The organism is Nesterenkonia ebinurensis, from assembly GCF_008711175.1.
Taxonomy (GTDB): Bacteria; Actinomycetota; Actinomycetes; order Actinomycetales; family Micrococcaceae; genus Nesterenkonia; species Nesterenkonia ebinurensis.
The window spans coordinates 50,764-70,994 of the sequence record NZ_VWNF01000003.1; the positions used below are offsets into that span (position 1 = coordinate 50,764).

Consider the following 20,231-nt stretch of genomic DNA (forward strand, 5'->3'; position numbering starts at 1 on the left):
CTGGGCTTCGGGCCACCGCTCCGCGGCAATAACGTTGGCGTTGATGAACGGCAATCCGGTCTCCGGCAAAAGGATGTTACGCCCTCGCGGCCCGCGAAAGTCACGCCGGAAGTTCCTCGCCCCACTGCCTCAGCATCTCTAGGGCGGGGAGGACTGACCGGCCACGCTCGGTGAGCTCATAGCTCGACACGGGGATTCCAGGGGCCCGCCGGGCAATGTCATGGGCGACCATCATTCTGAGCCGCTCTGTCAGCAGGTTCGTTGAGATGCCTTTGAGCGAGGTAGCAATCTCCGTAAACCTGAGCGGGCCTTTGGATAGTTGGTCGATGATCAGCAGTGTCCAGGGGCGCGCCAGTAACTCGGAAGCCCTGGCCAATCCCGATTCTTCGGCCAGCTTGTTCATGCGAATGCTCATCACGCCGCCTGGGTCAGAAAGAGCGGAAAGCCATCCGGGTCCACAACGGCAGCGTCGCGTTCGCCCCAGGGCTGTTCGATGATCTCCTGAATCACCTCAGCGCCACCTTCGCGGAGTCTGACCAGCGATGCCTCAAGGTCATCGACCGTGAAGTACACCTCCGTACGGCCATGCCGCGCTGCTGCACGGTCGTGTTCATCAACGCTTGTCGGGTGAAGCAACAGACGGATCCCGCCGGCCTCGAATTCCACGCGGCCATTCGTGACACCACTAGCGGTGATGCCGAGCGCACGTTCGTAGAAGCGCTGAGACGTCGCAGGATCCGACACATAAAGGACGATCGAGCGAATGAGGGCTGTGCTCATGGCAATCACTTTCACTTTATTTTTTGAACTGGCACTTCAATTATTGAATCAACAAGACGTGCTGTCAACCGCAGGCAGGCGTCAGAACGCCCTGAGGGACGCTTCATAGCGACAGTTCGAGCTCGTCGTAGAGATTAGAGCCTGGAGCCACACGCTGCTATTTGTAGCGCAGATCTATGAGCTATCTGCCTCGAACCATCGATTCTCAGCTGGATGAGCTAATGAGCTACGAGTCCGCTGTAACGATAGACGCCCCGAAGGGCCTCGGGAAAACAGACACTGCGTGGATGTACTCTTTAGGCAGTTCATGGAGGCCAGCGGCACAGGGCGGAAAAGAGGGCTAATCCCAACAATGCGGCAGGAAAGCGACTCACCGCCTCCTCGGGAGCCGCTGCACCGTCCTGGCTTCGCACAGTTCTGGGCGGGCAGTACGCTGACCTTCTTTGCCGCATCAATGGCCACCGTGGCGGTGGATGCCCTGGTGATCAATGAACTCGGTGCCTCGGAGGCGGAGGTCGGGCTCATCCGCGCGGTGCAGTTCCTGCCATATCTTCTGGTGGGTCTGATCGCTGGTGCCCTGATCGACCGGTGGCGGAAGAAGCCGGTGCTGGTCCTGAGCGCTCTGGGCAGCGGCGTCGCACTGGCGGTGATTCCTGCGCTGTGGTGGACCGGAAGCTTATCCTTGGCGGCGGTGGCCGTGGTGCTGTTTCTGGCCGGCGTCTTCGGCGTCTTCACTGCTGCGGCCCAGCAGTCCATCCTTCCCTCCTTGGTGGAACGCGACGAGCTGGTCCCAGCGAATGCGCGGCTGGGTCAGTCGATGACGGTGGCTCAGACCTCGGGCCCGCCGCTTGGTGGTGCACTGGTCAGTCTGCTGGGTGCTGCGCTGAGCCTGGGGGCCAGCGCCCTGGGATATCTGCTGTCTGCATTGCTCTACGCTCGAAGAAGAATCTCCGAAACGGCATCCTCAGAGGCTGCACCATCAGATGCGGGTCGACCGAGCATCTGGCGGGAAATCCGCGCGGGAATGGGCTTCCTCTACCGGCATCGCACACTCACGCCACTGGCTGTTTCCACACATATCTGGTTCGTGGCCAATAGTGCGGCGGTGACCGTCTTCGCGCTGTTCGCACTGCGGCATCTGGGTCTCAGCCCGTTTCTTTATGGAGTCACGCTGGCACTGGCTGGGATCTCGGGACTGCTCGGCGCGCTGATTGCCCCGCAGATCGGCCGACGCCTGGGTGAGGGCAATGCTGTCATTCTGGCCAGACTGCTCTATCCGATCTCCTGGGCGCTGGTGGCCCTGGCTCCGCAGGATCCGGTCTGGGGCTTGGTGATGCTGGGGCTGGCGCAGTCGCTCTACGGGTTCTGTATGGGGTTTGAGGATCCCAATGAGATGGGCTACTGCCAATCCGTCACTCCCCGGCATCTGCTGGGCCGGATGCATGCCACCATGCGTTCGGCCAACCGCACCTGCGCCGTGATCGGCGCGCTGCTCGGCGGCCTATTGGCCGGAGTGATCGGGTATCACTGGACGCTGTGGACGATCGTGGGCGTATTCACCGCAGCAGCACTGGTCATCGGACTCTCTCCGATGAGAGGCGCTCGCACCTCCGATACAGAAGACCCGCAAGATTGACTCCATTTGCGATCTTCTGGGGATTCCTGGTGGGCGGCAGCGCCGAGTCTGCGCTGATCGTGCTGACCGCCGAGTCTCACACCTGGGCAGCCGCCGCATCCTGATAGGCCTGCTCCAGCCTGTCAAACACTGACCCTGCGCCCTGAGGCGGTGCCCCGAGGTGCATCACGCGCAGCTCGTCCATGAAGTCTGCCCACAGCTGCGGCCCGCCTTCCTCCAGGATCTTGGCCCGAATGCTCAGCTCCCGGCTGACCGGCAGAAACTTCCGTCCCCAGGTGCCCAGCTGGACCAGCACAGGCACCAGCTGGATGGCCTGCTCGGTGAGGCTGTAGAGCTGGCGCTGCTTATGTGCGGGATCAGGTGCCTTGGTGACCAGGCCGTGGGCCGTGAGTCGCTTGAGCCGATCACCCAGGATGTTCGAGGCGATGCCCTCCTCCGACTCATTCAGCAGCTGGCGGTAGTGGCGACGGTTGCCGAACATAATGTCGCGGATGATGATCAGCGACCAGCTGTCCCCCAGGACCTCCAGGGAGAGGTTGATGGGACAGCCTGAGCGGTGCTGATTCGGCTCAGTCACTGGGCTCCTTTCGAGAACTCCGACATTAACTGCTTGCATTCTACATCCAGTTGTGGTGCGATGGTTCTACCAGTTGCAGAGTGCAATCGGATAACTGATAGGAGGAACTTCATGACAACCCCCACCCACCTTCTCGTCCACCGCTACACTCCCGGCACCGGGCCGCAGGAAGGCACACCAGAGCTGGACGCTGAGATGAAGGTCTGGGCCCGGATTGATGCCGATCTGCGTAAGGCTGGACAGCTGGTCGAAGGATGGGCACTGAACACCGCAACCGCCACTCTGGGGGCCGTCGAGTCGAATTCCGGCACGCAAGTGACCTTCGCGGTACATGCCATCGTGGTGGATTCCGACGACGCCGCCGAGCAGGTCGCAGCCGATATGCCCCACCTCAGCTACGGCTCCACCACCATCCACCCGCTGATGGACTGAATGAGATGATCACCACTACCAGCACCACACGATCGCCGCAGGTCTTCGCCTTCATCTTCTGCTCCCTGGACGGCTTTGTGGAGGACACCGAGCAGCGCCTGGACTGGAACACTGACGATCCCGAGCTCTTCGTCTGGAAGACCCGCCAGGCCCGGCAGTCTCCACACGTCGGCACCCTTCTGCTGGGGCGGCGTACCTACGATCATTTCGCGGAGTTCTGGCTCTCTCCCGAGGCTCACCAGCACTATCCGGAGATCGCGGCCTTCATGCATGAGGTGCCCACACCCGCCACTACCGCGTCCTGCGACCCGGCGTGCGGTGAGCAGGCTCAGGCATGGGCGATGAACAACCAGCTGCGGTCTGGCGCATAGGGCAGGTCGAGAACCTCCACCTGAGCAAAACCGGCCTCTGCCAGGTTTCGCCGCAGGACCTGTTCGGGTCTGAATCGCAGCGTGGAGAGAGAAACGATGCGCTCGCCATCGGTGTGAAAGATGGTGGGAGATTCGAAGCTGACGAACTCGCCGTCGACTCCAGTCAGCTGCTTCCACTCCTCCACAGACCCTTCACCCTCGATGTCCACCACTTGCCGAGTCAGCTCTTTGGTCCAACCCTCCCAGGCACGGACCTCCGGCTTCCTGGTCTCGAAGGCCAGAACCCCGCCGGGCTTCAGGCAGCGCCGAATAGCCTTCAAGGTGGCCAGCCACTGATCATCCTCCAGGAAGACCTGGGCCACATTGGCGGTCATTGTGGCAACGTCGTACCGACCCTGCTGGGCGGGGTCAGTCACCACCTCAGGCACCGTTGCGACCACCCATTCGACCAGATCGGATCTCGTCTTGGAACGGGCCACCTCAACAGAGGCAGCGGCTGGGTCAACGCCGAGGACTCTGACGCCTCGCTCCGCCAGCAGGCAGGCTAAGCTCCCAGTTCCGCACCCCACGTCGAGAACAGCAGCGGCTCCCATGTCCTCGATCAGCTCTATGTAGGTATCGAGGTCACTACGGTCCGGGTCCAAAGGGTCGTAAACACGGGCGAGCCGCAGGTGGGTGTAATGCATATCAGGCATATATCGACCCTATCGCCCGGTGGGCGGGTGCGTGTCCTCCCAACTGCGCATCTCCCTTCCACTTGACATGCAAGTATTCACTTGCCTATTGTCGAGTTGTGGGTGATGTGTATAAGGCGCTAGCCGATGCGACTCGGCGAATCATCCTCGACGAACTCCTTGAGCGGGATCGGCAGACCTTGTTCGAACTGTGCGGCCGCCTGGCGTCGAGGCACGGCCTCACCTCCTCCCGTCAGGCCGTCTCCCAGCACTTGGAGGTGCTGGAGGCGGCCGGACTGGTGATCGCAGCGAAGGAGGGGCGGTACAAGTTTCACTCCATCAGCACCGCCCCGTTGCGCGAGATCACCGACCGTTGGCCATATCGAGAGAAAGCAGGAACCCCCATGTCCGATCCAAGGGCCTATGGAACTTTGCAGACCATCGACGGCCGGCCGGCACTGCGTTTCGAGCTGGGGCTCGACTATCCCATCGAGCAAGTATGGCAGGCAGTCAGCGTGCCCGCTGAGTTGGAGCAGTTCTTTCCCGGTGCCGCAGACTGGACACCCGCCGCTGGCGAAACCATCGACGCCGGCGGTATGTCCGTGGAGGTGACGCAGGTTGATGCACCGCATCGGCTGACCTGGGTCTTCGCCGGCCAGCCGCAGAGCTTTGAACTGACTGAGGAAGGTGACGGGTGCCAGCTGGTCTTCACCCATATCATCGACGATCTTCCTGCCGCGCAGACCGCGACCGGCTGGGAGACCTACCTGTCCCGACTTGAACCTCACCTCGCCGGCAGGCCACTCTCTGAAGAGCGAGCACACCGGCCGTGGGCAGAGATTCACGAACTCTACGCCGAGCGCTTCGGCGTAGACCCGGAGCCGGGACGCTTGTGGGCGGCCAAGCATCTTCCCGACCAGGCGGTCTGAGGTCATGCGAGTCTCCCTCACCAGTGTTTTCGTTGACAACCAGGAAGCCGCACTGACGTTCTATACCGAAACACTCGGGTTCGTGACCAAGGTCGACGAGCCAGTCGGCGAGCACCGATGGATCACCGTCGTCTCACCCGAGGATCCAGACGGCGTACAGCTGCTGCTTGAACCCGCAGCCCATCCGGCGGCGCCGCCCTTCCGGGAGGCGCTGGCGGCCGATGGGATACCGGTGGCCCAGTTCTCGGTGGACAACGTCCAGGCCGAGTACCACCGCCTGGGCGCCCTTGGCGTGAAGTTCACCCAGAGGCCGACTGACATGGGTGCTGTGATGACAGCGGTGTTCGACGACACCTGCGGAAACCTCATCCAGATCATCGCCCCCACCCAGTAATCCCTGCGGCAGAGTCACCACTCCCCGTTCAGCAGGCTCCTACCCTTCTCGTGGCAGGTTATTGAGAGCCACTGGCACCCAAGTATTGACCGCGGCGTCGTCATACTCTAATGTGAAACCAAATGGTTGTATATTCTGAACGCCTATGCACCACTCTGGCAGGGCCGCATCGACCGGCTCGATGCTCTGCTTACCCAAAACTGACCCACACCACCGCATGAAAGGCTCGGCCATGCCCATCACCACAGTCGACAAAGACCCAGAGAACCTGACGATGACCATCATCGCCGACTTCCCGGTCCCCGTCCGCCGACTCTGGGACGCCTATGCCGATCCCCGCCAGCTCGAGAAATTCTGGGGCCCGCCGGAGTACCCGGCGACATTCACCCGGCATGATCTCTACCCGGGCGGACGCAGCGAGTACTACATGACCGGGCCAGCAGGAAACCGTTCATACAACTACTGGGAGTTCCTCTCGGTGGCCGAGGGGCAGTCCTTCGAGATGGTCAGCGGGTTCGCCGACGAGGACGGTCAGCCCAATGAGCAGATGCCATCGATACGGATGCATTTCGCCTTTGAAGCGACCGAACAGGGATCCCGCCTCACCGGATACACCGCCTTCAACTCCACTGAAGAGATGGAACAGCTCATCAGCATGGGCATGGAGGAAGGCACCAAGGCTGCCATGGGACAGATCGACGATGTCCTCGCCGATCTGAGCTCCTTTGCTGCCAGCCTGCCTGTCGAGGCGCAGCTGCTCAGCGACACCCAGATCCGGATCAGCCGTGTGATCCGTGGCAGCGTCCAGCAGGTCTGGGATGCCCACCACGTTCCCGAGCTGCTGAAGCGCTGGCTGCTGGGTCCGGATGGCTGGCAGTTCACCGACTGCCAGGTGGCCACCGCTGCTGGTCAGAGCTACCGCTACGCATGGGCGGATGCCAACGGCGAAAACGGATTCGCCCTCGCCGGCGAGGTGAAGGAGTCCCAGCCGCCCTACCGCGAGGTGACCACTGAATCCATGGAGGGCTTCGAAGGTCCGCCAGCTCTGAACGAACAGACTCTCACTCCGGTGGAAGGTGGGACTCTGCTCTCCCTGGTCATCACCTATGACTCCAAGGAACAGCGCGATGCGATCCTCGCCACCGGAATGACCGATGGCATGGAGACCAGCTACGCCCGCCTGGAAGAGGTGCTGATGAGCGTATGAACACTCCGATGAGTGCCACATCGGGCACCGAAGAGATCTACGCGAGGCTCAACGAGCTGCGCAGCGAGACCGAGCACGAGAAGATCACCCGGCGGCTGCCTGCCGAAAGCGGCATGGAGGCCGTCGGGGTGCGGATGAAAGACGTCTTCGACACCGCCAAGGCCTGGACGGAGCTGCCCGTGGCAGAGGTCCCGGACCTGCTGGCGAGCCGGTGGTACGAGGTCCGCATGGTCGCCGTCGCCATCCTGGACTTCAAGGCACGACGACGCCTGACCGACGCAGGCCGTGGGGACCTCTATGACACCTATATGGACAACCATCACCGGATCACTGCCTGGGACCTGGTGGACCGGGCCGCACCCCGCGTGGTGGGCTGGTATCTGCTCGACAAGTCGCGCGAGCCGATCTTCGAACTCGCAGGCTCCGATGTCACCCTCGAACGCCGGACGGCGATCACCGCCGCCTTTTGGATCATCCGGGCCGGTGACCTCGACGACCCGCTGGCGCTGGCGGAGATGCTGCTCGACGACGACTCCGAGCTGGTCACCAAGCCGGTCGGCACCGCACTGCGGGAAGTGGGCAAGATAGACCAGGACCGAATGCTGGAGTTCCTGCGCCGGCACCGTGAGCGGATCCCTCGCGCCACCCTGCGCCTGGCCACCAATGGCCTCCCGGACGAGCTGCGCGCAGCCCTCATCGCCCAGTGAGCAGACAGTGCCATTTCCCTCGCGGCGCGGCGAGGGCCTGTCACCTCCTCCTGACGGCAAGGACCATATCTTCCCGCAACATGGCATCAAACAAGCCTTTGTGAGAAGCTGAGCACGTGAGCGAGGAGACCAAAGTTGTCGCCGCAAGTGACACGATCGACGCGGCCGCCGCCGTCATCTTCGAGCTCATCGCAGATCCCGCAAAACAGCCGGCATGGGACGGCAATGACAATCTGGCTGAAGCCGCAGAAGGTCAGCGGATCACCGCCGTGGGTCAAGTCTTCACCATGCGCCTGACCAGCGGCAGCCTACGTGAGAACCACGTTGTCGAGTTCGCCGAAGGCACGCTCATCGCATGGAAGCCCTCCGACGTAGGCCAGGCCCCGGCTGGGCATCTCTGGCGATGGGAATTGGAGTATCTCGACGCTGGCGGCACCGAGGTTACTCATACCTACGACTGGTCACAGCTGACTGATTCCGCCCGAATCTCCAGAGCACGGTCCACAACCGAAGAAACGCTCACCGCCTCGATATCACGGCTTAAAGCACGTGCAGAACACTGCACAAGATGGTGAGACGCACCGCTGACCCCTACGATGAGAAGCTGGCGTCAACAGCTCCGCAGATTCGCAGCATCAGGGTGAGCGAATAGGGGTTCCCGAAACAGACTGGGCAGCACCGCTAGGAGCTCAGCCGCGAATCATCGTGCAGATCCGCTCCACCTGACCCTTGAGATGATCGCCTGGAATCCGGCCGGCCAGGTGCAGGCTGGTGAGCCCATGACAGGTGGCCCAGAACAGCTCTGTCAACGCTGCGACGTCCTCATCGGCCCTGTCACCGGCCGCCCTGACGATGACTTCGGCCAGGGCTTCGAAAGATTCGCGCAGCTCTGCGGGAGTATCTTCCTGCGCGAACCTAAGATGGGTGGGCCTGGTGAACATCGCCTCGTACAGAGCTGGGTTCTGCCTGCCGAAGTCCAGGTAGGACCAGCACAGCTGCTCCAATCCACCGCCTGCCGCAGCGGAAGCCTCACGGATCAGCGAGGTCAGCTCCACAAACCCCTGGGTGACCACCGCAGCGACGAGGTGTTCGCGACTGCGGAAATGCTGGTAGATCACCGGCTGGCTGTGATCGATCTGCTGAGCCAGTCGGCGGGTGCTCACGGCTGCCCATCCCTCGCTCTCAGCGATCCCACGGGCGTGTTCGATAATCCGCTCCTGCCGGATGCGGTACCTCCGCTCGCGCGGTGATGCCATCACGCCCCTCCCAGGATGAGCCCGACGCTGAGCAGCATGAGAGCCGCGGTGCTCCCATGGATCCCCCAGGCTGCAGTCTTCTTCCCCCTACTGCCGAGCACGAGCGCTGCATCGCCGATCGGGATGAGGGTGAACGCCAGAACGCACCAGGCAACAACGATGGGTTCAGCTGCCACCAAGAGCACCGCAGCGACCACTCCGGCCACCGCATCGCGTACACCCTTGACCCGCAGCCACGATGTTGCTGAGGCCTGCGGCAGATGAGTCAGCCCGAAACTATCCGCCATCCCCCGGGGGATGATCAGGTAGCAGAGTCCTACACCAAAGATGGCTGCTCCTGCCGCAGCCGCAATGATCAATCCGACTGTTGTCATATGTTCTCCTATCGACGATAGATAATCTATCACTGATAGATTCTTTCATGGGAACACTTCCGCAGGAATCCTGCGAGCATTACATTCGAAGACAGGTGTCGAAATCCCGCCGGCGGCTCCGTCCCCGGAGTAGACGCAGCCACGGTGGCTGCGCTGAAGCAAAGGAGAGATCATCATGGCCAAGTACCTGCTGCTGAAGCATTACCGAGGCGCCCCGGATCCGGTGAACAGCACCCCCATGGACCAGTGGACCCCGGATGAGGTCACCACTCATATCCAGTACATGAACGAGTTCGCCGACCGGCTGAAGGAGACCGGGGAGTTCGTCGACGGTCAGGCGCTTGCTCCTGAGGGCGAGTGGGTCCGCTACGACGGTCCAGGCAGCCCGCCGGTGACCGACGGCCCGTTTCCGGAGACCAAGGACCTCATCGCCGGATGGATGGTGATCGATGTGGAGAACCGTCAACGCGCCGTGGAGCTGGCTGGGGAGCTCTCAGCAGCCCCAGGTGCCGGAGGCAGACCGATCCATGAATGGCTGGAGCTGCGCCCTTTCTTGAGCCAGGCGCCGGAGACCGCTGAATAGGTCGATGATGGATGAACGCCTGCTGCGCAGCCTCATCCCGGATACCTTGCGCATCCTCATCCGTCGCGGTGCAGACTTCGCCTCGGCGGAGGACGCTGTTCAGGAAGCGCTGCTGCTGGCTTTGCACCGCTGGCCGAAAGATCCCCCGCGGGACGCCAAAGGGTGGCTCATCAGCACAGCTTGGCACCGATTCCTGGATGCCGCCCGCTCAGAGCAGGCACGACGGCGTCGCGAGGAGCTGGTTCTGGCAGAGCCGCCCCCGGGACCTGCCAGTGGGAAGGACGACAGCCTTCAGCTCTACCTGCTCTGCGCACATCCGGTCTTGACGCAGTCCTCAGCGGTGGCACTGACACTGCGGGCGGTGGGCGGCCTGACCACAGCTCAGATTGCCGAGGCGTATATGGTGCCGGAGTCCACGATGGCTCAGCGCATCAGTCGGGCCAAACGTAAGCTGGCCGAGGCTCACTTCACCGAACCGGGGGACCTGAGCACAGTGCTGCGCGTGCTCTATCTGATCTTCAATGAGGGCTACTCCGGTGAGGTGGACCTGGTTGCCGAGGCTATCCGCCTCGCCCGTGAGCTGACCAAGCTCAGCGATCACCCGGAGGTCCACGGCTTACTGGCCCTGATGCTGCTCACTGAGGCCCGCAGACCGGCACGCACCGCCGAGGACGGCAGGCTGATCTCCTTGGCCGAGCAGGACCGCAGCCTCTGGAGCACCACACGGATCGCCGAGGGAGTGAACATTCTGCAGCGAGCACTGGCACAGGACAGCCTCGGAGAGTTTCAGGCGCAGGCGGCCATCGCTGCCCTGCACGCTGACGCCCAGGCTCCGGAGGAGACGGACTGGGAACAGATACTTCAGTGGTACGACGAACTGGTGAGTCAGACCGAGAGCCCCATTGCCAAGCTCAACCGTGCCGTTGCCCTGGGCCATGCCCACGATCCTGCCTCGGGGCTGGCCGCGCTCGCGCAGCTCGATGCCTCACTGCCCCGGCACACGGCTGCCTCTGCCTATCTGCATGAGCTCAACGGCGATTTCGCCACCGCCTCCCGGCTCTACTCACTGGCTGCGCAGAAGGCGAGCAATCTGCCCGAGCGTCACCATCTGATCCGCCAGGCCGCCCGCCTCAGCGGCACTGACGCTAACGGGCCATGGCCGGGATCGGGAGAATGAGTACTGGCCGCACTTCAGACATACCCCATCACTCTTTCTCAGGACGCTAGGCAGCAGGGATGCGGCGGTACTGCTGCTTGTCCCCTCGGTCGCGGACCACGACGCCCTGGGCAGCCAGCTGTTCACGCAGGGACTCCGCCTCGCCGGCCCTGCCATCCGCAAAAGCGCGGCGACGTGCCCTCAGCAGGGTATGGACCGACTCATCCAGAGCCCCGCTGCGGTCCACCCACTCCACGAACGCGGAATCCCGGGGATCCTTCGCACCCTGCCAGGGATAGCCGAAAGCCGTGAAAGCCTCAGCCAGCCTGCCTGCCAGCCCACTGTCCGAGCCGGTGCGTGAGAGCTCCCGGGATACCGCATCGGTCAGCACCATCTCGTCCTTGTCCAGGAAGACCTGTGAGACCTCATCCCGGGTGAACTCAGCGGAGCCCGTCTTGGTATCGATGCGGACTTTCTCCTCATCGACGACGACGCGGCCCACCTCATCATTCCAGAGACTGAAGACTATCCATCCGCCCACAGCACCAAACACCGTCAGCAGTGGAACCGACCAGACCAACGGCAACTGGTCAATCAGCCGCAGCGGCCCCGGGGCCGAGTCCACACGGTCCAGAAGCCAGGACACCACCGGGCCGACCAGAAACGCCGTCGCCGCGCCGAGCACAGCGCCGGCGACTGCAAATGCAGGCATGAGCTTCGAGTCGAGGGTGACCGTGATGCTCTGCTCGGACATGGCTGGGACTCCTGGGATAAACAACAACACGAGGGCGGCAGAAGTTATAGTACCTAAAATCGAGCAGTCACTCTACTAATGAGTGCACCAGAAGACGGGGATGACATGCCGATCATCAATCCCACCTGCTCAGGACTGTCCGCACTCTCCTCCGCTCAGCTGACTGACTCTAACGAGCCAAGCCCAGGATCGGGGAGAACGAGCTCTGGCATACTGAAACGCATGACAGCCAGCCTCACTGTCCAGTTCCACCCGGACTGGCCTTTCGGCGGCGGACTGGTCATCGAGTCGATGGCGCGCGATGGCCGCTACCGCTCCCAGTTCGAGACTGGCATCTCCAACGGCGGCCTTACCGCGCATCCCGGCGGGGACCGCTGGCACTGGGAGTCCCGGCTCTTCGAGGCCCGCTACGACCACACCGATCCGGCGAGCCGGCCAGTCTACGGTGCGTGGAACCGGCGCGCGGACCCTTACGGCGGCTCTCCGCGCTTCGGCTCAGCACATCTGAGACTGCAGCCACAGACCCTCGAGCGGGCGACTTTCTGCTTTCCCGACAGCGTCTTCTTCCCCTCGGAGGTCGGCGACGTCGGTCGGCTGACCACCCTGGAGGCGCTGGCCGATGCCGCCGAACATGACTACCTCGACGACTACGTGGAGGCTCACGTCCACCAGGGGCTGAGCTTCGCCAAGGACGTCGAGGCCGTGATCCTCGATCCCTGCCACGCCGATAGCGAAGTGGCCGAGGCAGCTGCACGGCTGGGCTGCCGCGTTGGGTATCACCCGGGCTTCTCTATCCGCACCGCCGACCTCGACCCCGGTTTCCGCGGTGAGGCCGCAACGGCCCTGGCCCGCTCGCTGGGGAAAGTCCTCACGCCCCGCGATGTCGCAGCCGCTGCCCGGAGCGGTGAGCACGATCCCCAGACGGTGAAGTACGTTTGGCACCACCTCGCCCGCTTCGGCCGACGCTGAGTTTCCGCCACCGGTCCGGAGAACAGTGCGGCTTTCATCCCTACATCACCCTGGTCGCGGCTCATTGTGTCCGCCACTACGTGCTGCTCGGCTGGTCACCGGCGCCGTTCTGGTGAGTCGGCCAGCAGGTCGGTTACCTCGGCGGCGACGGCGGCAGGCAAGGGTCCGTGGCGCAGAGCGCCAACATTCTCTTCAGCCTGTGCCGGGGTGCGGATTCCCGGCAGTGGGATTATCGCCTCATCGAGTGCCCACAGGTAGCCCAGCGCCCCCTGGACCAGCGAGCGGCCGCCGGTTGTCAGCAGTTCCCGGACAGAGGCGAGGCGGGCCAGCCAGGCGACCATCGCGTCGTCGTCGAAGTAGGTCCACCACGGGGTATCCAGGCGCACATCGCCGGCAGCTGGCCGGCGGGCCAGGCTATAGCGGCCGCTGAGCAGGCCCATCGCCAGCGGGGACCGGGCCAGCACGGCGAGGCGATGCTTCCCGGCCAGTTCGAGCACACTCTGCGACCAGCCGAAAACATTGACTTGGCTCTGCACCGCCACCGCGTGCCGGGACAGCGCAAAGACGGAGATGATCTCGGGAGCATCCTGACTGGTGCCGAACCAGCGGATCTTTCCCTCATCGACCAGCTCCTCCAACACGGAGACGACCCCCTCAGCAGCATCTGAACCATCTGCCCCACCGTGTAACTGGTAGACCCCGATGGTCTCTGTTCCCAGACGGCGCAGGCTCGCCTCGCATTCGGCGCGGATCGCTTGCGGGGAGATATCACTGCCCGCACCAGCACGTGACTGCTCGTCGAAGAGGTGCCCGAACTTGGTAGCGACTACGATCTGCTCCCGGGTCTGACTAGGCAGTTGCGCCAATGCCTGTCCGATGATCCGCTCGCTGTGCCCGGTGCCGTAGACGGCTGCGGTGTCGATCAGTGCGGCACCGTGGTCGATGGCCGTGTGCAGCGCCCGGATGCTGGCCCGGTCATCGACCACGCCCCATCCAGCGTCCCTGCCATCAACAGTGAACGGTCCGCCGAGGGCCCAGGTGCCCACACCGAGTGCAGAGACCTCGGGACCGTTGGCGCCCAGTTGACGCGTCGGGGGGCTTGTGACTTGCTGGTCTGTGCTCATCGTTGTTCTTTCTCTCCGTTGGTGAAGTTGTCGGGGTTGGGCAGTAGGCCCACAGGGTCAGGCCAGTTCTCCGGCGGAGAAGGGGGCTCAGTTCCTGCCTCCATGGCGGTGTAGGCAGCGATCTTCCACTCGACCACCCCGAGGTCCCTGGTGAGTTGGTCCATCTGCTCTCGGACCTGTTTGTGATGGTCGCGCAAAATGCTGATGCGGCCGCTGACATCGCGGTCCTCACGCACCAGATGGACGAAGGCTTTGAGGTCCTCAATGGCCATTCCCGTCCGGCGCAGTCGAACCACTACGTCAAGCAGCCCGAGCGCGTCGCTGTCGAAGACCCGGTGCCCACCAGCTGTGCGTGGCAGATCGCCCAGCAGCCCGCTTCGGTCGTAGAAGCGCAGTGTCTCGATCGGGATACCTGTGCTGCGGGCGACCTGCCCGATCGACAGCCCGTCCGAGTTCTTACCGATACTTGGTGAACTCATAGCAGCAACTATGCAACCTGGAGTGCACTCCAGGTCAAGCCTCAATCATCGCACTACCCTCTCTGTTGTAATATTGTGTTTAACACAGTATTGTGTGACTCATGAGAGATAAGCAGTGCGAGGTCTGGGCCGGCCACCAGCAGGAACTTCGGCGAGGCACTGTTGTCATGGCATGCCTGAGCGCATGCCGTACCCCGCAGTACGGCTACTCACTGCTGACTACGCTGTCCGAATCGGGCATCAGCGCCGAGGCAAACACCCTCTACCCACTGCTGCGCCGCCTGGAGAAGCAGGGACTTCTGAAAGCGGAGTGGAACACCGACGAGCCCAGGCCCCGGAAGTACTACACGCTCACTGATTCAGGCGCCGAGATAGCGCAGTCGCTATGGAACGAGTGGCGCGAACTTACCACCAGCCTCACCGCACTCTGGAAGGACTCTCCGCAATGAACAGTTTGACCTCACGCTACGTAGAAGCAGTCCTCCGGCACGTACCTGAGTCGAACAGGGAGGACATCGGCCAGGAGATCTCAGCCGCTATCGCAGAGATGATCGACGCCCGGCTCGCCGATGCCCAGAGCCCAGGGACTCAGAGCGCGGCCCCGGCAGATGTGGCCGCAGCAGAACGCTCTGTGCTTGAAGAACTCGGCGATCCGCGGCAGCTCTCCTACCAATACACACAACGGCCCCGGCACCTCATCGGCCCAGAGCTGTACCCCGTCTACATCAGGGGCCTGCAATGGCTTCTGCCTATAGTCGGAGTGCTCGCACTGCTGGCGGCGCTGCTGGTGAACGGGATCGTCTACAGCGTTACCGACCCTGAGCCTCAGATCGGCGCGCTCATCGGCAGATCCCTCGGGGCTGCAGCAGGCACTACCGTGCTCGCGCTGCTGATCGCATTCGCTGCCATCACCATCGGCCTAGCTGTCTTCGAACGGCTGCTGCCCGCCGGAGGCTTCCGAGAACTCTCTGGGCAGGACCAGGAACCCTGGACCGTGGAGCACCTGGACCCCGTACCGGCCCAGCGAACCCCAGTGCGCGTGGAGTCCATCATCGGCCTGGTGCTGCTCGCCCTGCTGGCATCGGTTCCTGCACTGCCCACCACGCTCTTCTACATCGGGCACCTCAACAATGGCGAGACTTTCATCAACCCAGACCTTCCCATGCCGTGGCTGCTGGGCTACTGGTCTTTCCTTGCCGTGCTGGCCGCCGTCGAGGTATGGACACTGAACGGGAAACGTCCGCTGACTCTGGCTTCGACGGGCGTGAGAATCGCAGCAGATGCGCTGCTGGCCAGCTATCTCACCGCCGCGGTCCTCACCCAGCAGGTGCTCCACCCTGATCTGGCTGCTCACCTCGATCTTCCGGCAGGTGTCTGGATTGTCCTAGCAGGCATCTGGGCCATTACCCTCTGGGACCAGATCAGCACCATCCGCGCCTACCGAGCCGACCGCACACTCCCGGCTCAAGACGAATAACCCGCCATTCAGAATCCCGTCAGTACCACACAGCCACCATCCACGGCTCCTACAGCCCACCCGGACCCTAGGCGGGCAACCATCCGCAACCTCGAGCGCCCCGGGTACAGGCGCTCCCCAGACTCACGGCAATCTGCCCCACCAGGGCTGCACCTGAACTCCTGCGCTCACAGTCCTCAGCCTATGCGAGGTCACCAGCCCTCACTAAGCTGAGTTCATGAGCGGCACTGAGCGCACCACAGTCCTCATCTCTGGTGGCGGGCCTGCCGGGATCGTACTCGGCCTGCTGCTGGGCCGCGCCGGGATCGCGGTCACCGTGTTGGAGAAGCATGCCGACTTCCTCCGCGACTTCCGCGGTGACACGGTCCACGCCTCCACGATGAGGCTCATTGATGATCTGGGGCTCGCCGAACGGTTCCGGAGACTGCCGCAGGGCAGACTGGGCAACCTGGAGCTTCCGGATAGGGACGGCTCCATGGTCACCATCGCTGACTTCAACCGGCTTCCTGAGCCGTACAACTATGTGGGCATGGTCCCGCAGTGGAATCTGCTCAACCTCCTGGCCGAGGAGGCGGCGAAAGAACCCTCGTTCACCCTGCGCATGGAGGCCGAGAGCCTGAGTCTGCTGCAGGAAGGCGGCAGAGTCGCCGGTGTACGTTATCGGTCGAACCGGGACGGCACTGAGCGCGAGGTCCGCGCTGATCTCACCGTGGTGTGCGAGGGCCGCAGCTCCCGGCTGCGGCAGGAGCTGGATCTCCCTGAGGTGGCGTACCGAGTCCCTTTCGACGCCTGGTGGTTCCGACTGCCCCGGTGTCCCGAGGATCAGGACGAGGTCCGCATCGCCCCGTTGATCCGGGGCAGCGAGGTGCTGCTGACACTGCATCGAGAAGACTATTTTCAGCTCGCCTATCTGGCGCCGAAAGGCAGTGATGCGCGGCTGCGGGGCGAAGGCGTGGAGAGCTTCCGCCGCCGTATATCTGCGCTCTGCCCGGCTTTCGCCGATCGGGTGGACTCAATCACCACGATGGACCAGGTGCATATGCTCGATGTGCGGCTGAACCTGCTACGGCGCTGGTACGCCGATGCAGCGCTGTGCATCGGCGATGCCGCTCACGCGATGACCCCGGTAGGCGGGGTCGGCATCAACCTGGCTGTCCAGGACGCCGTGGCCGCTGCTCGAATCCTGGAGCCGGCCCTGCAGCGCGGCACAGTTGCCGCCGATGACCTCGCCCAGGTCCAAAAACGCCGTATGCTTCCCACCCGTGTTGTGCAGACCGCCCAGCGCGCAGTGAACCGAGCGGTGCTTCAACCGACCTTTGAGGGCAGGCGCAGCGGGGCCCCGGCGCCTCTGGTTGCTGTGCTGCGGGGTGTGCCAGTGCTCAGTGCCCTGCCCGCCCGGCTGGTCTCGCATGGGATCCGACCCGAACCGACTCCGGCCTTCGCCCGCCGGGCCGCTTCTGGATGACTCCTCAGCTGGCCATGGCGCTCAGGCAGCCGGCCAGGTTCGCCGCGAGGTCACAGCACTCGGCAGGCTTGAGGATCTCTGTCTCGTCCAGCTCAATGCGTGCCACCTGTAAGGGCGCTCTGCGGCGGACCCCCTCTGCCGGCGCATGCAGACCAACTCGGACCGGATGCTCATAGGGGGAGGCGGTGACCGAGCTCTGCACACACTCCCCCGGATCAGGGTGCTCCCCTAGTGCGGAACCGGAATGTGGCGTCCCTGAAGACACGTCCTAGCCTTCTCACCGGTCACGGACATTTCCTGTCCGGTATTGCTGGAAGAGTGTCTGACATGACGAACCAGGCACCCGCGTCAGCAGCTCCTCAATATTCGCAGCCTGAACGGCTCGTCCTGTCCTTGGGCCGGGCTCTGGTGAGGTGGGCCGAGCAACAGGCGGAACTGAGGAGGGTTCGCCGGGCTGTCGCCACCGCACGCCGGAGACGAAGTGAGGAGCTCAGCCGGTATGCCTCTGCCCAACACGAGGCCGCGATCCTCCAGCGACTGCAGCAGCCTCAGCCGTGGTGATCCACATCAAGGTTCCCCGATGTCATTGACAATTGATAAAGAAGACTCCGATGAGCAGTATTGTCCGGATCACGTTGAGAGGAGACAGACACATGAAGATCAATCACCAAGTAGTGGTGTTCGACGCCGCAGACCTGCACGCAGAGAGTCAGTTCTGGGCCGGGGTGCTCGGCGGCGCAGTCGATGCCGAGGACGATTGGCATATGGTCCTGGTCGACGGTGCCCCTAAAGTCGGTGTTCAGCTAGCCCCCGACCATGTTCGGCCTCAGTGGCCCGATGGCCAGCCGCAGCAGATTCACCTGGACCTGTGGGTGGAGGAGATCGCACCGGCGCATCAGCGTGTCATGGAGCTGGGCGCAACTGTTCTTCAGGAGGAGACCGACGATGATCCACAGGCCGCTTTCCGCGTATACGCGGATCCTGCGGGCCACCCCTTCTGCCTCTGCTGGGTCAGAAAACGCTGAACGTTCGCACTGCAGCAAAGCACCTAAGGCCAGGCCGGGGATCCCATCCTCTGAGCACTCAGGAGATCGAGCGGACAGGCTGCTGCAGCTCGACGACGAACTGGTCGGTTCGCCCGGCCTCGTCCGCTCTCAGGTAAAGCTCACGGCACGGCCCGGAGGGCTCATAGCCGCGGGCGAGGATCTCCTCGTGCAGGGCCTGCCAGCTGCTGCCGATGCCCTGGATCTCGCCGAGATGCACGGTCACGAACGCCTCATTCTCGGCCGGCAGGGGGATCAGATCGACACCTTCCTGGGCCTGCCCACTGTAGACATAGCCTATGGTGGCCTCGATGCCCTCCTCTGCCGAGGAATAGACCGCGATGGGAGTCTCTAGGGCCCCGCAGGTCCCACCGATGATCTCAGCAACGGCGTCGAAGGTGGGACCGACCACGTTGATCAGTTCAGGCTGCTCATTCACTTTCACAGTCCGGGCAGCCAGCTGGGCTGCTGAAAGCGGCTTCTTGATGACTTCGACACTGGACATGGGTCTCTCCCTTTCGATGAGGTGAAGCCTCCGCTCGACATCAGCAAGCCTGGCGGCTGCCGTCCTATGCTCCTCCTCAACTTCGGCACGACGCCGCTGCAGCATCACCATCAGCTGCTCAGCGTCGATACCGTCGGCCAGCAGTGAAGAGATGTCCTCAATGCCGAAGCCCAGCTGCCGCAGGGCTACGATCCGGTGCAGCCGTTCGAGCTGCTGGGGGTCGTAGGACCGGTAGCTGTTGAAGGGGTCGGTGTGTGCCGGCACCAGGAGGCCGGTCTGGTCCCAATGCCGAAGCATGCGATGGGTGACCTGACCGATCTGCGCGAAGGCTCCAATGGATAGCACGCTTCTACCTCACCCTCTGACACTGTGTCAGAGTCAAGCATCCCACGATGAGGCCACACTTCCCTGTTGCGCCCTGAGGGTCAGGAAGCCTTGATGAGTTCCTCATACTGTGGCTTGAGCTCGCGGTAACGGGCTGACCAGTCGAGATTCGGGTCGCCGTCCGGGAGCCGGTCGAGGTAGGTGTGCCAACCAGGTCCGTACTGACTGAGGTCGGCAGCCAGCAGCTGCTCATGCTCCAGGACTAAGAGCACGGCGTCGTCCTCTGGAGTCAGAGTTACTCGCAGCACCGTGTCGACAAGGGGCACGGCGTCGTCGCTGGCTTGCCAGCTGACCTCGATCAGCTGCTGCGGCTCGCAGCGCAGGATCTCACCTTTGGCGTATTCACACTCATCACCGTCCCAATACGTCACCCATTGCTTGCCCTCGACGCTGACGGGGGCGAACCAGCGGGTGATCCGCTCCGGCTCGGTCACCACATTCCAGGCATCGGCCAGGCTTGTGCTGATCCGACGCGCGAACCGCACACTCCCCCGGTCCCCGTCGACTCGCATATCGGCGAATCCTGCTAGTGCTTCCACTGTCATGATCTGTTCCTCTCTGTTTTCCGCCGCGCAGCCTTTCCGCGGGCGACTTCGGTCTCCAGGGCATCCAACCGCTGGTTCCAGAACCGGGAGATGCGCTGGGCCCAGGCAGCCACGTCCTCCACCGCCTCCGGTCTCAGTGAGTAGAGCCGGCGCTGGGCATCCACCGTGCTTTCGACGACACCTGCCTGCTTGAGCACGCGCAGGTGCCGGGAGGCTGCCGGTTGGGAGATGCCGAACTCCACATGAAGCACCTCGGCCAGATCCCCTGCGGGGCGGGCACCCTCGGCCAGCTCCTCGACGATGCGCCGACGGGTGGGGTCGCCTAAGACATCCAATGCATGCACAGCACCACTATTGCACTATCAGTTATATAATGCAATAGTTATAAATGAACATGGAATGGCGCAACA

At 63.2% G+C, this 20,231-nt stretch carries 28 protein-coding genes; 15 read left to right on the top strand and 13 right to left on the bottom strand.

All coding sequences use genetic code 11. The features are described from left to right. Positions 1 to 100: 100 nt before the first annotated feature. A complete protein-coding gene (locus F0311_RS01525; protein ID WP_150460200.1) occupies positions 101 to 415 on the bottom strand; it encodes a winged helix-turn-helix transcriptional regulator in 315 nt (104 codons plus the stop codon). Further along, positions 415 to 780, bottom strand: coding sequence for a VOC family protein (locus F0311_RS01530; RefSeq protein ID WP_150460201.1), 366 nt, complete (start codon positions 778 to 780; stop codon positions 415 to 417). Before F0311_RS01530 ends, F0311_RS01525 begins: the two co-directional genes overlap by 1 nt. A 352-nt stretch (positions 781 to 1,132) precedes the next feature. Here F0311_RS01530 and F0311_RS01535 point away from each other — a divergent pair, with 352 nt between their 5' ends. Further along, positions 1,133 to 2,416: an MFS transporter gene (locus F0311_RS01535; protein WP_150460202.1), complete on the top strand. Its 1,284-nt coding sequence runs from the start codon at positions 1,133 to 1,135 to the stop codon at positions 2,414 to 2,416. 76 nt (positions 2,417 to 2,492) lie between these two features. On the opposite strand, the gene F0311_RS01540 is transcribed toward F0311_RS01535, so the two are convergent. Next, the gene (locus F0311_RS01540; RefSeq protein WP_223881063.1) at positions 2,493 to 2,993 is read right to left on the bottom strand and encodes a winged helix-turn-helix transcriptional regulator; all 501 of its coding nucleotides are present in this window, start codon (positions 2,991 to 2,993) and stop codon (positions 2,493 to 2,495) included. Positions 2,994 to 3,104: 111 nt separating this feature from the next. On the opposite strand from F0311_RS01540, the gene F0311_RS01545 reads away from it, so the two are divergent. Next, complete coding sequence (locus F0311_RS01545) at positions 3,105 to 3,425, top strand: hypothetical protein (protein WP_150460204.1); 321 nt, start codon at positions 3,105 to 3,107, stop codon at positions 3,423 to 3,425. Positions 3,426 to 3,430: 5 nt separating this feature from the next. Next, on the top strand, positions 3,431 to 3,796 hold the full coding sequence (locus F0311_RS01550; RefSeq protein ID WP_150460205.1) for a dihydrofolate reductase family protein: 366 nt from the start codon (positions 3,431 to 3,433) through the stop codon (positions 3,794 to 3,796). Here the strand turns inward: F0311_RS01550 and F0311_RS01555 are convergent. After that, positions 3,754 to 4,491 carry a class I SAM-dependent methyltransferase gene (locus tag F0311_RS01555; protein WP_150460206.1) on the bottom strand — a complete coding sequence of 246 codons (738 nt, stop codon included), beginning with the start codon at positions 4,489 to 4,491 and terminating at the stop codon, positions 3,754 to 3,756. The two genes, F0311_RS01550 and F0311_RS01555, sit on opposite strands and share 43 nt — an antisense overlap. A gap of 98 nt (positions 4,492 to 4,589) precedes the next feature. Here F0311_RS01555 and F0311_RS18295 point away from each other — a divergent pair, with 98 nt between their 5' ends. The 5 genes from F0311_RS18295 to F0311_RS01585 all read left to right on the top strand — a co-directional run bounded on the left by F0311_RS18295 (position 4,590) and on the right by F0311_RS01585 (position 8,282). Then, positions 4,590 to 5,399 carry an ArsR/SmtB family transcription factor gene (locus F0311_RS18295; RefSeq protein WP_223881064.1) on the top strand — a complete coding sequence of 270 codons (810 nt, stop codon included), beginning with the start codon at positions 4,590 to 4,592 and terminating at the stop codon, positions 5,397 to 5,399. Between the two features lie 4 nt (positions 5,400 to 5,403). Then, entirely contained in the window at positions 5,404 to 5,793 is a 390-nt protein-coding gene (locus F0311_RS01570) for a VOC family protein (RefSeq protein ID WP_150460207.1), read from the top strand. Between the two features lie 232 nt (positions 5,794 to 6,025). Continuing rightward, positions 6,026 to 7,000, top strand: a complete 975-nt coding sequence (locus F0311_RS01575) for an SRPBCC family protein (protein WP_150460208.1) — start codon at positions 6,026 to 6,028, stop codon at positions 6,998 to 7,000. 8 nt (positions 7,001 to 7,008) lie between these two features. Further along, entirely contained in the window at positions 7,009 to 7,707 is a 699-nt protein-coding gene (locus F0311_RS01580) for a DNA alkylation repair protein (RefSeq protein ID WP_150460209.1), read from the top strand. A 116-nt stretch (positions 7,708 to 7,823) separates the two neighbouring features. After that, positions 7,824 to 8,282, top strand: a complete 459-nt coding sequence (locus tag F0311_RS01585; protein ID WP_150460210.1) for an SRPBCC family protein — start codon at positions 7,824 to 7,826, stop codon at positions 8,280 to 8,282. Between the two features lie 114 nt (positions 8,283 to 8,396). Here the strand turns inward: F0311_RS01585 and F0311_RS01590 are convergent, their stop codons facing one another. After that, positions 8,397 to 8,963 carry a TetR/AcrR family transcriptional regulator gene (locus tag F0311_RS01590; protein ID WP_150460211.1) on the bottom strand — a complete coding sequence of 189 codons (567 nt, stop codon included), beginning with the start codon at positions 8,961 to 8,963 and terminating at the stop codon, positions 8,397 to 8,399. Then, positions 8,963 to 9,337, bottom strand: coding sequence for a DUF4267 domain-containing protein (locus F0311_RS01595; RefSeq protein ID WP_150460212.1), 375 nt, complete (start codon positions 9,335 to 9,337; stop codon positions 8,963 to 8,965). Before F0311_RS01595 ends, F0311_RS01590 begins: the two co-directional genes overlap by 1 nt. A gap of 175 nt (positions 9,338 to 9,512) precedes the next feature. Between F0311_RS01595 and F0311_RS01600 the strand changes: the two genes are divergently transcribed. Both F0311_RS01600 and F0311_RS01605 read left to right on the top strand, forming a co-directional pair. Then, the gene (locus tag F0311_RS01600; RefSeq protein ID WP_150460213.1) at positions 9,513 to 9,920 is read left to right on the top strand and encodes a YciI family protein; all 408 of its coding nucleotides are present in this window, start codon (positions 9,513 to 9,515) and stop codon (positions 9,918 to 9,920) included. Between the two features lie 4 nt (positions 9,921 to 9,924). Continuing rightward, entirely contained in the window at positions 9,925 to 11,097 is a 1,173-nt protein-coding gene (locus tag F0311_RS01605) for an RNA polymerase sigma factor (protein ID WP_396897406.1), read from the top strand. Positions 11,098 to 11,143: 46 nt separating this feature from the next. On the opposite strand, the gene F0311_RS01610 is transcribed toward F0311_RS01605, so the two are convergent. After that, positions 11,144 to 11,830, bottom strand: a complete 687-nt coding sequence (locus tag F0311_RS01610) for a YqeB family protein (protein WP_150460214.1) — start codon at positions 11,828 to 11,830, stop codon at positions 11,144 to 11,146. Positions 11,831 to 12,052: 222 nt separating this feature from the next. Between F0311_RS01610 and F0311_RS01615 the strand changes: the two genes are divergently transcribed. Continuing rightward, positions 12,053 to 12,799 (top strand): DUF3626 domain-containing protein, encoded by a 747-nt coding sequence (locus F0311_RS01615; RefSeq protein ID WP_150460215.1) that lies wholly within the window; start codon positions 12,053 to 12,055, stop codon positions 12,797 to 12,799. A 95-nt stretch (positions 12,800 to 12,894) separates the two neighbouring features. On the opposite strand, the gene F0311_RS01620 is transcribed toward F0311_RS01615, so the two are convergent. After that, positions 12,895 to 13,923, bottom strand: coding sequence for an aldo/keto reductase (locus tag F0311_RS01620; RefSeq protein WP_150460216.1), 1,029 nt, complete (start codon positions 13,921 to 13,923; stop codon positions 12,895 to 12,897). Further along, on the bottom strand, positions 13,920 to 14,402 hold the full coding sequence (locus F0311_RS01625; RefSeq protein ID WP_150460217.1) for a MerR family transcriptional regulator: 483 nt from the start codon (positions 14,400 to 14,402) through the stop codon (positions 13,920 to 13,922). Before F0311_RS01625 ends, F0311_RS01620 begins: the two co-directional genes overlap by 4 nt. Before the next feature lie 101 nt (positions 14,403 to 14,503). On the opposite strand from F0311_RS01625, the gene F0311_RS01630 reads away from it, so the two are divergent. From F0311_RS01630 to F0311_RS01640, 3 genes are all read left to right on the top strand, one after another. Next, positions 14,504 to 14,851 carry a PadR family transcriptional regulator gene (locus tag F0311_RS01630; protein ID WP_150460218.1) on the top strand — a complete coding sequence of 116 codons (348 nt, stop codon included), beginning with the start codon at positions 14,504 to 14,506 and terminating at the stop codon, positions 14,849 to 14,851. Then, entirely contained in the window at positions 14,848 to 15,879 is a 1,032-nt protein-coding gene (locus tag F0311_RS01635; protein ID WP_150460219.1) for a hypothetical protein, read from the top strand. The genes F0311_RS01630 and F0311_RS01635 overlap by 4 nt, the downstream gene beginning before the upstream one ends. Before the next feature lie 217 nt (positions 15,880 to 16,096). Next, complete coding sequence (locus F0311_RS01640; protein ID WP_150460220.1) at positions 16,097 to 17,344, top strand: FAD-dependent oxidoreductase; 1,248 nt, start codon at positions 16,097 to 16,099, stop codon at positions 17,342 to 17,344. Between the two features lie 4 nt (positions 17,345 to 17,348). Here F0311_RS01640 and F0311_RS01645 read toward each other — a convergent pair whose 3' ends face one another. Next, positions 17,349 to 17,546, bottom strand: coding sequence for a hypothetical protein (locus tag F0311_RS01645; protein ID WP_150460221.1), 198 nt, complete (start codon positions 17,544 to 17,546; stop codon positions 17,349 to 17,351). A 451-nt stretch (positions 17,547 to 17,997) separates the two neighbouring features. Between F0311_RS01645 and F0311_RS01650 the strand changes: the two genes are divergently transcribed. Further along, the gene (locus F0311_RS01650) at positions 17,998 to 18,369 is read left to right on the top strand and encodes a VOC family protein (protein WP_150460222.1); all 372 of its coding nucleotides are present in this window, start codon (positions 17,998 to 18,000) and stop codon (positions 18,367 to 18,369) included. A 58-nt stretch (positions 18,370 to 18,427) separates the two neighbouring features. Here the strand turns inward: F0311_RS01650 and F0311_RS01655 are convergent, their stop codons facing one another. The 3 genes from F0311_RS01655 to F0311_RS01665 all read right to left on the bottom strand — a co-directional run bounded on the left by F0311_RS01655 (position 18,428) and on the right by F0311_RS01665 (position 20,165). Continuing rightward, a complete protein-coding gene (locus F0311_RS01655; protein ID WP_150460223.1) occupies positions 18,428 to 19,237 on the bottom strand; it encodes a MerR family transcriptional regulator in 810 nt (269 codons plus the stop codon). Between the two features lie 80 nt (positions 19,238 to 19,317). Beyond that, positions 19,318 to 19,821 carry an SRPBCC domain-containing protein gene (locus F0311_RS01660; RefSeq protein WP_150460224.1) on the bottom strand — a complete coding sequence of 168 codons (504 nt, stop codon included), beginning with the start codon at positions 19,819 to 19,821 and terminating at the stop codon, positions 19,318 to 19,320. Further along, the gene (locus tag F0311_RS01665) at positions 19,818 to 20,165 is read right to left on the bottom strand and encodes an ArsR/SmtB family transcription factor (RefSeq protein WP_150460225.1); all 348 of its coding nucleotides are present in this window, start codon (positions 20,163 to 20,165) and stop codon (positions 19,818 to 19,820) included. The genes F0311_RS01660 and F0311_RS01665 overlap by 4 nt, the downstream gene beginning before the upstream one ends. Positions 20,166 to 20,231: the final 66 nt, after the last annotated feature.

Coding starts and splice junctions, on each gene's coding strand:
- F0311_RS01610 (WP_150460214.1), bottom strand. CDS start 11,830: ATGTCCGAGCAGAGCATCACGGTCACCCTCGACTCGAAGCTCATGCCT.
- F0311_RS01620 (WP_150460216.1), bottom strand. CDS start 13,923: ATGAGCACAGACCAGCAAGTCACAAGCCCCCCGACGCGTCAACTGGGC.
- F0311_RS01545 (WP_150460204.1), top strand. CDS start 3,105: ATGACAACCCCCACCCACCTTCTCGTCCACCGCTACACTCCCGGCACC.
- F0311_RS01600 (WP_150460213.1), top strand. CDS start 9,513: ATGGCCAAGTACCTGCTGCTGAAGCATTACCGAGGCGCCCCGGATCCG.
- F0311_RS01530 (WP_150460201.1), bottom strand. CDS start 780: ATGAGCACAGCCCTCATTCGCTCGATCGTCCTTTATGTGTCGGATCCT.
- F0311_RS01595 (WP_150460212.1), bottom strand. CDS start 9,337: ATGACAACAGTCGGATTGATCATTGCGGCTGCGGCAGGAGCAGCCATC.
- F0311_RS01605 (WP_396897406.1), top strand. CDS start 9,925: ATGATGGATGAACGCCTGCTGCGCAGCCTCATCCCGGATACCTTGCGC.
- F0311_RS01535 (WP_150460202.1), top strand. CDS start 1,133: ATGCGGCAGGAAAGCGACTCACCGCCTCCTCGGGAGCCGCTGCACCGT.
- F0311_RS01525 (WP_150460200.1), bottom strand. CDS start 415: ATGAGCATTCGCATGAACAAGCTGGCCGAAGAATCGGGATTGGCCAGG.
- F0311_RS01555 (WP_150460206.1), bottom strand. CDS start 4,491: ATGCCTGATATGCATTACACCCACCTGCGGCTCGCCCGTGTTTACGAC.
- F0311_RS01550 (WP_150460205.1), top strand. CDS start 3,431: ATGATCACCACTACCAGCACCACACGATCGCCGCAGGTCTTCGCCTTC.
- F0311_RS01615 (WP_150460215.1), top strand. CDS start 12,053: ATGACAGCCAGCCTCACTGTCCAGTTCCACCCGGACTGGCCTTTCGGC.
- F0311_RS01660 (WP_150460224.1), bottom strand. CDS start 19,821: ATGACAGTGGAAGCACTAGCAGGATTCGCCGATATGCGAGTCGACGGG.
- F0311_RS01570 (WP_150460207.1), top strand. CDS start 5,404: ATGCGAGTCTCCCTCACCAGTGTTTTCGTTGACAACCAGGAAGCCGCA.
- F0311_RS01580 (WP_150460209.1), top strand. CDS start 7,009: ATGAGTGCCACATCGGGCACCGAAGAGATCTACGCGAGGCTCAACGAG.
- F0311_RS01650 (WP_150460222.1), top strand. CDS start 17,998: ATGAAGATCAATCACCAAGTAGTGGTGTTCGACGCCGCAGACCTGCAC.
- F0311_RS01635 (WP_150460219.1), top strand. CDS start 14,848: ATGAACAGTTTGACCTCACGCTACGTAGAAGCAGTCCTCCGGCACGTA.
- F0311_RS01630 (WP_150460218.1), top strand. CDS start 14,504: ATGAGAGATAAGCAGTGCGAGGTCTGGGCCGGCCACCAGCAGGAACTT.
- F0311_RS01625 (WP_150460217.1), bottom strand. CDS start 14,402: ATGAGTTCACCAAGTATCGGTAAGAACTCGGACGGGCTGTCGATCGGG.
- F0311_RS01590 (WP_150460211.1), bottom strand. CDS start 8,963: ATGGCATCACCGCGCGAGCGGAGGTACCGCATCCGGCAGGAGCGGATT.
- F0311_RS01640 (WP_150460220.1), top strand. CDS start 16,097: ATGAGCGGCACTGAGCGCACCACAGTCCTCATCTCTGGTGGCGGGCCT.
- F0311_RS01575 (WP_150460208.1), top strand. CDS start 6,026: ATGCCCATCACCACAGTCGACAAAGACCCAGAGAACCTGACGATGACC.